This is a genomic window from Paraburkholderia phosphatilytica (assembly GCF_003443895.1).
GTDB classification, from domain to species: Bacteria; Pseudomonadota; Gammaproteobacteria; order Burkholderiales; family Burkholderiaceae; genus Paraburkholderia; species Paraburkholderia phosphatilytica.
On the sequence record NZ_QQOA01000015.1, the window covers coordinates 83,286 to 95,259 of the forward strand.

The following is an 11,974-nucleotide window of genomic DNA, read 5'->3' on the forward strand; positions in this document are numbered from 1 at the left end:
TCGGTGGCTTCGTTCGTTTCCGCCGTTGACCGTTCGCTATTGAACGCCGGTCCGCGCCGGCCCTCGCCTCGGCCGGAAATCACCGGGCGCTGGCCCGTCCGGCCGAGGTCCCGAAACGGGCAAACCTGGGGACACATCCTTCCCAACCCTGTCATTGGTCGCTGTCACCAAAAATTCATTCAAGTCTGAGGAATACCCGCCGATAAGCCGACCGTCCCTATTCAGGCAACTCCGTTCCATGCAATCTCGCTCGCCCCTCGCGCACCCCACGCCGAGCATCGACGATCTGATCGCTCGCCGTGACCTGAACGCCGTATTCCAGCCGATCGTCGACTTCGTCGATGGCACCATTCTCGGGTACGAAGGCCTGATTCGCGGCCCGGTCGGCTCGCCGCTGGAATCGCCTTTCGCGCTGTTCACGAAGGCCGACGAGGAAGGCAGGCTGGTCGAGCTGGAGCGCACGGCCGCCGTCGTCTGTCTGGAGGCCTTCGCGCGACTGGACTACGAGGGCAAGCTGTTCCTGAACTTCAGCGCGGGCGCGATCTGCGAACTGGCGTGCGCCAGCGACGACATCCTTGGCCTGCTGCGCGCGTCCGGTTTCGACATCCGGCGCGTGGTGATCGAGCTGACCGAGCAGAGCGCGATTCCCGACGTGACGAGTTTCATGCCCGCCATCGCCGCGCTACGCACGGAGGGTGCGCAGTTCGCGCTCGACGACTACGGCACCGCGAACGCGAACATGAACCTGTGGGTTCAGCTGCAGCCCGACGTCATCAAGATCGACCGCTTCTTTATCCACGAAATCGCGAACGACCCGCTCAAGTTCGAAGCCGTGCGCGCGATGCAGCAGTTCGCGAGCGCGAGTGGCGCGCGGCTCGTGGCCGAAGGCATCGAAACGGAAGCGGACGCGATCGTGCTGCGCGACATGGGCATTGCCTGCGGCCAGGGCTTCTTCTTCGGCCGGCCGCATGCGAAGCCGCCACGTTCCGTCGCCGAGAAAGCCCGCGACGCGATCCGCGCAGGCCACATCGCGGTGTTTCCCGAAGCCACGCGCAACGCGAGCGCGTCGCCGTCGGGCGGCATGGCGTCCGCGAAAATGCTGGTCGCCGCGCCCGCGCTGCCGCGCACCGCAACCAACAACGACGTGCTGGAACTCTTCAACCGTCTCCCCGATCTGCACGCGGTCGCGGTGGTCGAGCACGACGAGCCGGTTGCGCTGATCAACCGGCGCGCGTTCATGGACCGCTACGCACTGCCGTATCACCGCGAGCTGTTCGGCAAGCGGCCATGTCTGCAGTTCGCGAATGCATCGCCGGTGGTAATCGAGAAGTCGATGACGGTCGAGCAGATGGCGAAGCTCCTCGCGAGCGACGACCAGCGCTATCTCGCCGACGGTTTCGTGATCACCGACAACGGCAAGTACGCGGGCCTTGGCACCGGTGAGAACCTGGTGCGCGCGGTGACCGAAGTGCGCATCGAAGCGGCGCGCTACGCGAACCCGCTGACCTTCCTGCCCGGCAACATTCCGATCAGCTCGCACATCGCGCGGCTGCTCGGCGCCGACGCGGGCTTCCATGCGTGCTACGTCGACCTGAACCACTTCAAGCCGTTCAACGACCAGTACGGCTACTGGCAAGGCGACGAAGTGCTGAAGTTCGCGGCGGCCGTGCTCGCCGACGTGTGCGACCCGACGCGCGACTTCCTCGGTCACGTAGGCGGCGACGACTTCCTGATCCTGTTCCAGAGCGAGGACTGCCTCGAACGCGCAAGCCGCGCGATCGACACCTTCAACGAAGGCGCGCAGCGCTTCTACGCGCCCGAGGACCGCATCGCCGGCGGCATCCACGGCGAAGACCGGCACGGCAATCCGACCTTCTTCGGCTTCGTCACGATGGCAATCGGCTGCGTGCACGTAGCCGCGGGCGGCGGCAACGCGCGCTTCACGAGCGAGGAGATCGCGTCCGTCGCCGCGCTCGCGAAGCGGCGCGCCAAGCAGGAAGATTCGGGCATCGTGCTGCTCGATGCGCAGCAGAGCATCCACCTGCTTCATGAGCGCATCGATGCGTCGCTCAGCACCACGCTGAACTAGGCCTCCAGCCTCCATTCCCGGCTCACGCGTCCGCCCTGCGCATCGCAAGGCGCGACGGACGTGGTCGCACGTTCTTCCTATCCCCTCCGCCGGCCCTGCCCGTCCCTCCGGATTCGAGCCGACCGGCTTGTCTAAACACGCCCGTCCACCCGCGCCCAGCCCACCGCAACACCGCGTTTAGCCGTTTTTACTAAACACACAAAATGCATACATTGCCATGCAGTACGGGTATCTACGCCCAGGCATCACCCGGAGGTTGAGCATTTTTCAGCCTGTTTTACTATACAATCGCCTCCGACCTGACAACGGGCACGGCAGCACCAGCAGGCCGCGCCACAGACGGACAACATGGGGACAACCATTCGCGATGTCGCCCGCGCGGCGAGCGTGTCGATCGGCACGGTCTCGCGGGCACTGAAGAACCAGCCGGGGCTCTCCGAAGCCACGCGGGTGCGCGTGGTCGAAGTCGCGCGGCAGCTCGGCTACGACCCGGCGCAGCTGCGTCCGCGCATTCGCCGTCTCACGTTTCTGCTACACCGCCAGCACAACAACTTCGCGGTGAGTCCGTTCTTCTCGCACGTGCTGCATGGCGTCGAAGACGCGTGCCGCGAACGCGGCATCGTGCCGTCGCTGCTGACGGCCGGCCCCACGGACGACGTCGTGCAGCAGATGCGCCTGCACGCGCCGGACGCGATCGCGGTGGCCGGCTTCATCGAACCGGAAACGCTCGCGACGCTCGTCGCCCTGCAACGGCCGCTGGTGCTGATCGACCTGTGGGCGCCGGGGCTGCGCTCCGTGAACCTCGACAACGCCGCCGGCGCCGCGCTCGCGATGCAGCATCTGTTCGCGCAGCAGCGCAGGCGCGTCGCGTTCATCGGCGGCTCGCTCGCGCACTTCAGCATCGCTCAGCGCGCGCTCGGCTACCGGCGCGCGTTCTTCGAGGCGGGCCTGCTGTTCGACCCGTCGCTGGAACTGACGATCGACGCCGGCCTCGACGCCGATGCCGGCGCCGAGCTCGCGATGCAGCGCCTGCTCGACGCACCCGGCCCGCACCCCGACGCCGTGTTCGCCTATAACGACAGTGCAGCGCTGGCCGCGCTGCGGGTGTGCCTCGCCCGCGGGCTGCGGGTGCCGGACGACCTCGCGATCATCGGCTTCGACGATATTCCCGCCGCCGCGCACGCCGCCCCGCCGCTGTCCACGATCGCCGTCGACAAGGAATTACTGGGCCGCAGCGGCGTCGAACTGCTGCTCGACGATGCGCCCGCCGCAGCCGAAGTCCGGCTGCCCGTTCACCTGATTGCCCGTGCCAGTACCCTGGTGAAATGACCATGACGCAAAACGCGAAAACCACCACCTCGACCGCCTCCCCGACCGCCGTCAGCGTGCCGCCCGTCGCGAGTTTCCGCGACCCGGCGTTTCTGCTGTCGCACATCGAGGACACGCTGCGCTTCTATGCGCCGCACGTGTACGACCCGAGCGGCGGCTTCTTCCACTTCTTCCGCGACGACGGCACGATCTACAACCGCGCGACGCGGCATCTGGTGAGCAGTTGCCGGTACGTGTTCAACTACGCGATGGCGTACCGTCACTTCGGCGATCCGCAGTACCTCGAATATGCGCGCCACGGCATGCGCTTTCTGCGCGATGCGCATTGGGACGCGCAGAACGAAGGCTACGACTGGGAACTCGACTGGCGCGACGGACATCGCCGCACGCTCGACGGCACGCGCCACTGCTACGGCCTCGCGTTCGTGCTGCTCGCGTATTCGCACGCGGCGATGGCCGGCATCGAGGAAGCGAAGCCGATGATCGGCGCGACCTTCGAGCTGATGGAACACCGCTTCTGGGACGCGGCCGCCGGCCTCTACGCGGACGAAGCCACGGCCGACTGGCACGTCAGCACGTATCGTGGCCAGAACGCGAACATGCATACGACGGAAGCACTGCTCGCCGCGTACGAAGCGACCGGCCATCTGGTGTATCTGGACCGTGCTGAACGGGTCGCGTCGAACATCACGCTGCGCCAGGCGAAGCTGTCGAGCAACCTGGTGTGGGAGCATTTCCACGCGGACTGGTCGGTGGACTGGCATTACAACGAGGAAGACAGCTCGAACATCTTCCGTCCGTGGGGCTTCCAGCCGGGCCATCAAACCGAGTGGGCGAAGCTGCTGCTGATTCTCGAGCGGCACCGTCCGCTGCCGTGGCTGATGCCGCGCGCAGTCGAGCTGTTCGACGCCGCGATGACGCACGCGTGGGACAACGACCACGGCGGCCTCTACTACGGCTTCGGTCCGGACGGCACGGTCTGCGATCACGACAAGTACTTCTGGGTGCAGGCCGAGACTTTCGCGTGCGCGGCGCTGCTCGGCAAGCGCACCGGCAACGAGCGCTTCTGGGACTGGTACGACGAGATCTGGCGCTACAGCTGGGCGCATTTCGTCGACCATCGTTATGGCGCGTGGTATCGCATCCTCACCTGCGACAATCGCAAGTACAGCGACGAAAAGAGCCCGGCCGGCAAGACCGACTATCACACGATGGGCGCCTGCTACGAAGTGCTGATGCACGCGTTGCAGCACGGCGATGCGACCGCCACGGCCGCCTTCAGCGCCTCGACGACGCCTCAGGCGTGATCGATACAAGCAGACCAACGGTGAGCAAAACGGTGAGCATCATGAGCGCGAGCAACGAACTTCCTGTCTTCATCTCGGCGGGCGACATCCTGACCGACCTCGTCCGCACCGGCGATTCGTCGTGGCTGTCGCGCCCCGGCGGCGCCGGCTGGAACGTCGCGCGCGCGGTCGCGCGGCTCGGCCTGCCGACGGCCAGCGCGGGCTCGCTCGGCGTCGACTGGTTCTCCGACGAACTGTGGGACGCGAGCGTCGCCGCGGGTCTCGACATGCGCTTCATGCAGCGCGTATCGCGCCCGCCGCTGCTCGCGATCGTGCACGAGACCCATCCGCCCACCTACTTCTTCATGGGCGACAACGGCGCCGATCTCGCGTTCGATCCCGCGCATCTGCCGGCCGGCTGGATGGAGCACGCGAAGTGGGCGCATTTCGGCTGCATCAGCCTCGTGCGCCAGCCGCTCGGCGAAACGCTCGCCACACTCGCCGCCGACCTGCGCGCGCGCGGCGTGAAGATCAGCTTCGACCCGAATTACCGCAATCTGATGGAGCACGGCTACGAGCCGACGCTGCGCCGGATGGCCGCGCTCGCCGATCTGATCAAGGTCTCCGACGAAGACCTGCGGATGCTGTTCAAAGGCCTGAGCGAAGCGGACGCGCTCACGCGCATCCACGAGATGAATCCGGCCGCGACGGTGCTGCTCACGCGCGGCTCGGACACGGCCACGTTGATCGTCGGCGACGAGCGCTTCGAGGCGCGCCCGCCGCGCGTGGAAGTGGCGGATACCGTCGGTGCCGGCGATGCGTCGATCGGCGGGCTGCTCTACAGCCTGATGGCGGCGCCGCAGCGCGGCTGGCCGGAGCATCTCGCGTTCGCGCTCGCGGCTGGCGCGGCCGCGTGCCGCCATTCGGGCGCGCATTCGCCGTCGCTCGACGAAGTGGTCGCGCTGCTGTCCGCCTGAACGTCCACCGGAACGTCCATCTGAGTGCCCTCGTAACATCGGAACATGACGGCCCACGCGGCCGTCATGTTCAAGTGCTACGATGAAATCTCCTCCTTGCAGGAGAGGCATCATGGACGACCTCACCTACACCAAAGGCATCTACACGGCCACCGCCGCGGTGCGCCCGGTCGGGCAGGGCCAGTTCCAGGGCGTTGTAACGCTCGCGCGCGACGAAGGCAGCGAGACCGAAAACACGGTCTACGAAGTCGAGTCGGCCTCGCCGAGCGAAGCGGAAGCACTCGAGGAAGCGAAGGCGCTCGCGCATCGCATCCTCGGCGAGATCGAACTGTAGGAGGCGCGTGGCGCGCCGCTTGCGGCACGTCACAGGTTCTTCGACGAACCCGCTGGAGACGGCGATGATGACAGATCAGCTCTTCCTCTATGGCGTCTACTCGATCCACGTCCGGCCGCTCGCGCTGCAAGGCGCGCGCTGGGACGCCGAGTACGAGATCCGGCACAACGAAAAGACGGTGCAGAAGTGGTTGACGGTGGGCGGCGACGCCGGCTACGACGACGAAGCGACCGCGGTGGACTTCGCGCACCGCCAGGCCGTGATCGACATCGAGCACGGCGCCGGCATCCCGAAGCCGCGCGCCTTTCCGTGACCTGACGCGTCGCTTCGCGCTCGCCGGAAGAATCGCGTTCACACGGCGCGTTCAGCACGCGCCCGTGCCGACGCGCGGCATTCCGCTGCCCGCGTCCTGGTGCTACGCTTGCCGCGTTCTCATCCCGCGAGCAGGCAATGGCCGTCAACGACCCCATCGACGAATCCCAGGCGGTCTTTCAGCGCACCACGCGGCACGGCGTCGCGCAGATCCAGGCCGGCTCGCGCAAGATCATTGTGCACGGCCTGCCGGAGCACCGCTTCGGCGACCTCTATCACGCCGCGCTGAACGTCAGCTGGCCGCTGTTCTTCTCGTCGCTCGGCGCGCTGTTCCTGCTGCTCAACACCGTCTTCGCCGTGCTGTTCCAGCTCGGCGCCGCGCCGATCGCCAACCAGTTTCCGCAGGGCTTCCTCGGCGCGTTCTTCTTCAGCGTCGAGACGCTCGCGACGGTCGGCTACGGCGACATGCATCCGCAGACCCTCTACGCGCATGTCATCGCGACGCTCGAAATCTTCGTGGGGATGTCGTCGATTGCGTTGGCGACGGGGCTGATCTTCGCGCGCTTCTCGCGCCCGCGCGCGAAGATCATGTTCGCCCGCTACGCGGTCGTGCATCCGGTGGAAGGCCGCCGAACGCTGATGGTGCGCGCCGCCAACGAGCGCCAGAACGTGATCTCGGAAGCGCGCGCGCGGCTGCGCCTGCTGCGGGTCGAGACGAGCGCCGAGGGCTACACGCTGCGCAAGCTGCACGACCTCACGCTGGTGCGCGACCAGCATCCGATCTTCCAGCTCGGCTGGAACCTGATGCACGTGATCGACGAAGCGAGCCCGCTGTTCGGCGAAACGGCCGAAAGTCTGGACCGCTGCCGCGCGATGCTGCTGCTCACCATCGAAGGTTCGGACGAGACCACGTCGCAGACCATGACCGCCCGCTACGCGTGGAAGGTCGGCAATGTCCGCTGGCATCACCGCTATGTCGATCTGATGTACGAGGAAGACGGCGTCGAGCACATCGACTACCACAACTTCGACGAAGTCATAGCGCTCGACGAAGCGACACCGTCGCCCGGACCGACGCCTTCCGCGCAGGGCGTGTTCTGAGGGTTTCCACGGCGGGGTTCGATCGCGAGAAAAATTTCACTCGAAGTTCCGCGCGCCAAAATCATTCCTTGCCGACTCTGCCGCGCACTCAAGCAAATTTGCAATAAATTGCTCGCCCGTGTGCCCAACAATCCGGAGAGACCAATCAAGCTCCGGAGACAGGCATGGGCGTCGACCGCCTCCCCACCGATACGCTGAGCCCCGCGCTCGCCGACTACAAGCTCACCGACAACCTGACCGCCACGTGCGGCCGCATCTTCCTCACCGGCACCCAGGCGCTGGTGCGTCTCGTGCTGATGCAGCGCGCGCTCGATAAAGCGCGCGACCTGAACACCGCCGGCTTCATCAGCGGCTATCGCGGCTCGCCACTCGGCATGGTCGACCAGCAGCTGTGGAAAGCGAAGAAGCAGCTCACCGCGAACGACATCCGTTTTCTTCCCGCGATCAACGAAGAGCTCGGCGGCACCGCGGTGCTCGGCACGCAGCGCGTGGAATCGGACCCGGAGCGCACCGTCGATGGCGTGTTCGCGATGTGGTACGGCAAGGGGCCGGGCGTCGACCGCGCCGGCGATGCGCTGAAGCACGGCAACGCGTACGGCTCGTCGCCGCACGGCGGCGTGCTGGTGGTGGCGGGCGACGATCACGGCTGCGTGTCGTCGTCGATGCCGCATCAGAGCGACTTCGCGATGATCGCGTGGCACATGCCGGTCGTGAATCCGTCGAACGTCGCGGACATGCTCGAGTTCGGCCTCTACGGCTGGGCGCTGTCGCGCTTCACCGGCGCGTGGGTCGGCTACAAGGCGATCTCGGAGACGGTCGAATCCGGCTCGACGGTCGACCTCGACGCGCTGCAGACCGGGTGGACGAACCCGGATGATTTTCAGCCGCCCGCCGGCGGCCTGCACAACCGCTGGCCCGATCTGCCGAGCCTCACGATCGAGCAGCGTCTGCACGCGAAGCTCGACGCGGTGCGCGCGTTCGCGCGCGCAAACAGCATCGACAGGTGGATCGCGCCGAGCCCGCGCGCGAACGTCGGCATCGTCACCTGCGGCAAGGCGCATCTCGACCTGATGGAAGCGCTGCGCCGGCTCGATCTCACCGTCGCCGATCTGGACGCGGCCGGTGTGCGCATCTACAAGGTCGGGCTGTCGTTCCCGCTGGAGATGACGCGGCTCGAACAGTTCGTCGACGGGCTCGCCGAAGTGCTCGTGATCGAAGAGAAAGGCCCGGTGATCGAGCAGCAGATCAAGGACTACCTGTACAACCGCAGCGCAGGCGCGCGGCCGGCGGTGATCGGCAAGCATGCCGCCGACGGTTCGCTCCTGCTGTCGTCGCTCGGCGAGCTGCGTCCGTCGCGCATCCTGCCGGTGTTCGCCGGCTGGCTCGCGAAGCACAAGCCGGCGCTCGACCGCCGCGAGCGCGTGGTCGATCTCGTCGCACCGCAGATCCTCTCCAACGCGGCGGACGCGGTGCGCCGCACACCGTACTTCTGCTCGGGTTGCCCGCACAACACGTCGACGAAGGTGCCGGAAGGCTCGATCGCGCAGGCCGGCATCGGCTGCCACTTCATGGCGTCGTGGATGGAGCGCGACACGACCGGGCTGATCCAGATGGGCGGCGAAGGCGTGGACTGGGCGTCGCATTCGATGTTCACGAAAACGCGCCACGTGTTCCAGAATCTTGGCGACGGCACCTACTTCCACTCCGGCATTCTCGCGATCCGTCAGGCGGTCGCGGCGAAGGCGAACATCACCTACAAGATCCTCTACAACGATGCGGTCGCGATGACGGGCGGCCAGCCGGTGGACGGCAGCATCTCGGTGCCGCAGATCGCGCGGCAGGTGGAGGCGGAAGGCGTGTCGCGCTTCGTCGTGGTGAGCGACGAGCCGGAGAAGTACGACGGCCACCATGACCAGTTTCCCGACGGCACGACCTTCCACCATCGCAGCGAAATGGACACGGTGCAGCGCGAGCTGCGCGACACCGAAGGCGTGACGATCCTGATCTACGACCAGACCTGCGCGGCGGAGAAGCGCCGCCGCCGCAAGAAAGGCGAATTCCCCGACCCGGACAGGCGCCTCTTCATCAACGAAGAAGTGTGCGAAGGCTGCGGCGATTGCGGCGTGCAGTCGAACTGTCTTTCGGTGGAACCCGTCGAGACCGAACTCGGCCGCAAGCGCCGCATCGACCAGTCGTCGTGCAACAAGGACTACTCGTGCGTGAATGGCTTCTGCCCGAGCTTCGTCACGATCGAAGGCGGCAAGCTGAAGAAGGCCGCGGGCGTCGCGTTCGATGCAGCCGCGCTCGCCGCGCGCGTCGATGCGCTGCCGGTGCCCGCGACCCATCTGGACGCCGCGCCGTACGACATTCTCGTCACCGGCGTGGGCGGCACGGGCGTCGTGACAGTCGGCGCGCTGATCAGCATGGCTGCGCACCTGGAAGGCAAGAGCGCGTCGGTGCTGGACTTCATGGGATTCGCGCAGAAGGGCGGCTCGGTGCTGTCGTTCGTGCGCTTCGCCGCGCGCGACGAATGGCTGAACCAGGTGCGTATCGATACGCAGCAGGCGGACCTGCTGCTCGCGTGCGACATGGTGGTCGGCGCGAGCGCCGATGCATTGCAGACCGTGCGGGCAGACCGCACGCGGATCGTCGTGAACACGCATGCGATCCCGAACGCGTCGTTCGTGCAGAACCCGGATGCGAACCTGCACGCGGATGCGCTGCTCGACAAGATGCGGCACGCGGTGCGCGGCGAAGCCGCGACGGCTGCCGGCGGCGAACCGCTGTCCATGTGCGATGCGCAGTCGCTCGCCGGCAGGTTTCTCGGCGATACGATCGGCGCGAATATCCTGATGCTCGGCTTCGCGTGGCAGCTCGGGCTCGTGCCGGTGTCGTTCGCAGCGCTGATGCGCGCGATCGAGCTGAACAACGTCGCGGTCGCGGCGAACCAGCTCGCGTTCGCGGTCGGCCGTCTCGCGGCAGCGGACCCGGCGGCGCTCGACGCGCTGTGGGCGCAGCGTCACAGCGCACAACCGGAGCTCGCACCCGACACGGTCGAGCGGATCGTCGCGGATCGCGAGGCGCGGCTCGCCGCGTATGGCGGCAGCGCATACGTGAAGCGCTATCGCGCGCTCGTCGACGCGGCGCGCGCGGCGGAGCGCGCAACGGGTTCCGATGCGCTGTCGCGCGCGGTCGCGACCACGTTCTATCGCCTGCTCGCGGTGAAGGACGAATACGAAGTGGCGCGCCTGCATACCGACCCGGCGTTTCGCGCATCGCTCGAAGCGCAGTTCGAAGGCTCAGCGGGCAAGGACTTCACCGTGAAGTTCAATCTCGCGCCGCCAACGCTGTCGCGCGCAAAACACGGCGACGTGCCACGCAAGCGTCAGTTCGGACAGTGGATGTGGCCGGCGCTGGGCATGCTCGCGAAGTGGCGCGGGCTGCGCGGCACCGCACTCGATCCGTTCGGCCGCACGACCGAACGCCGGATGGAACGCGCGCTCGCCGATGATTACGAGCTCACGCTGGCGCGTGCTTTCTCTTCAGTCGATGCGGACAACGTCGAAGCGTTCGCGCAGTTTGCGGCGCTGCACGCACGCGTGCGCGGATACGGTCACGTGAAGCTCGCGAATCTCGCGGGCGTGAAGCGCGGCGAACGCGAGCAGGCGAAGCGGCTCGGCATCGACGCGGCGACGAGCCCTGCGGTGCAACGCGCGCTCGATGAAGTGAAAGGCGCCGGCCAGTTGCGCGGGATTCCGGTGGTGGTGGCGAAGTAGTTTCTGGCGGCGGCTGTGTTGCTTAACGCTGCGCGAGCAGCCGCTTCACCTTCGCTACCGCTTCGCGATCGACGGGCGCAAGCCCGTTGCCGCCCACCCGCACGCCCGAACCGAAGTGCACCGCCCGCACACCCGTGCGCGCCACGAAGCCGGCCACCGCATCGGCGGTGAGGCCGGCGCCCGCCAGCACGGTGCACGTCGAGCCTTCGGTTGTTCGCAGCAACGCGCGGATCGTATCTTCGGCCAGCAGCACCGAAGGCTTGCCGCCCGAGGTCAGCACGTTCGTGATCGCGTCGAAGCGCAGCAGCACGTCGAGCGCTTCGTGCAGGTCTCGGGCTTCGTCGAATGCGCGATGGAAGGTGATCGCGAGCCGTCCGTCGGCCGCATCGATCAAGCGCTTGAGGCCCTCGGTATCCACTTCACGCGACGGTGTCAGCATGCCGATCACCACGCCGTTCGCGCCGGCCGCCGCGGCGGCGTTCACGTCGCGCGCCATCACCGCATGGTCGTCCGCATCGAACACGAACGCGCGGCTGTGCGGCCGCACGATCACGTTCACCGGAATCGCCACCGCGTCGACCACGGCTTCGATCAGCCCGACGCTCGGCGTGAGGCCGCCCTCGCCCATCGCGGTGACGAGTTCGAGCCGGTCCGCGCCGCCCGCTTCGGCGAGCTTCGCGTCCGCGACCGTGGTCGCGATGATTTCGAGCAACGGGGATTCGAATGACATGGCTGGCAAGGAGCACCGACGCCGCAACCGGCAACGGCGC

9 protein-coding genes are annotated in these 11,974 nt (G+C 67.0%); 8 read left to right on the forward strand and 1 reads right to left on the reverse strand.

Annotated features, from left to right (window positions below):
• Window positions 1–238 precede the first annotated feature (238 nt).
• The 8 genes from DVS29_RS17775 to DVS29_RS17810 all read left to right on the forward strand — a co-directional run bounded on the left by DVS29_RS17775 (window position 239) and on the right by DVS29_RS17810 (window position 11,204).
• Window positions 239–2,089, forward strand: coding sequence for an EAL domain-containing protein (locus DVS29_RS17775; RefSeq protein ID WP_118181788.1), 1,851 nt, complete (start codon window positions 239–241; stop codon window positions 2,087–2,089).
• A 348-nt stretch (window positions 2,090–2,437) separates the two neighbouring features.
• Window positions 2,438–3,418, forward strand: coding sequence for a LacI family DNA-binding transcriptional regulator (locus DVS29_RS17780; RefSeq protein WP_118181789.1), 981 nt, complete (start codon window positions 2,438–2,440; stop codon window positions 3,416–3,418).
• Between the two features lie 2 nt (window positions 3,419–3,420).
• Window positions 3,421–4,725, forward strand: a complete 1,305-nt coding sequence (locus DVS29_RS17785) for an AGE family epimerase/isomerase (protein WP_118181790.1) — start codon at window positions 3,421–3,423, stop codon at window positions 4,723–4,725.
• A 41-nt stretch (window positions 4,726–4,766) separates the two neighbouring features.
• Window positions 4,767–5,681 (forward strand): carbohydrate kinase family protein, encoded by a 915-nt coding sequence (locus DVS29_RS17790; RefSeq protein ID WP_118181871.1) that lies wholly within the window; start codon window positions 4,767–4,769, stop codon window positions 5,679–5,681.
• A gap of 112 nt (window positions 5,682–5,793) precedes the next feature.
• Window positions 5,794–6,015: a hypothetical protein gene (locus DVS29_RS17795; protein ID WP_118181791.1), complete on the forward strand. Its 222-nt coding sequence runs from the start codon at window positions 5,794–5,796 to the stop codon at window positions 6,013–6,015.
• A 67-nt stretch (window positions 6,016–6,082) separates the two neighbouring features.
• The gene (locus DVS29_RS17800) at window positions 6,083–6,328 is read left to right on the forward strand and encodes a hypothetical protein (RefSeq protein ID WP_118181872.1); all 246 of its coding nucleotides are present in this window, start codon (window positions 6,083–6,085) and stop codon (window positions 6,326–6,328) included.
• Window positions 6,329–6,465: 137 nt separating this feature from the next.
• Window positions 6,466–7,428, forward strand: a complete 963-nt coding sequence (locus tag DVS29_RS17805; RefSeq protein ID WP_118181792.1) for an ion channel — start codon at window positions 6,466–6,468, stop codon at window positions 7,426–7,428.
• A 164-nt stretch (window positions 7,429–7,592) separates the two neighbouring features.
• On the forward strand, window positions 7,593–11,204 hold the full coding sequence (locus DVS29_RS17810; RefSeq protein WP_118181793.1) for an indolepyruvate ferredoxin oxidoreductase family protein: 3,612 nt from the start codon (window positions 7,593–7,595) through the stop codon (window positions 11,202–11,204).
• A 22-nt stretch (window positions 11,205–11,226) separates the two neighbouring features.
• Here the strand turns inward: DVS29_RS17810 and DVS29_RS17815 are convergent, their stop codons facing one another.
• Window positions 11,227–11,934, reverse strand: a complete 708-nt coding sequence (locus DVS29_RS17815; RefSeq protein WP_118181794.1) for a copper homeostasis protein CutC — start codon at window positions 11,932–11,934, stop codon at window positions 11,227–11,229.
• Window positions 11,935–11,974: the final 40 nt, after the last annotated feature.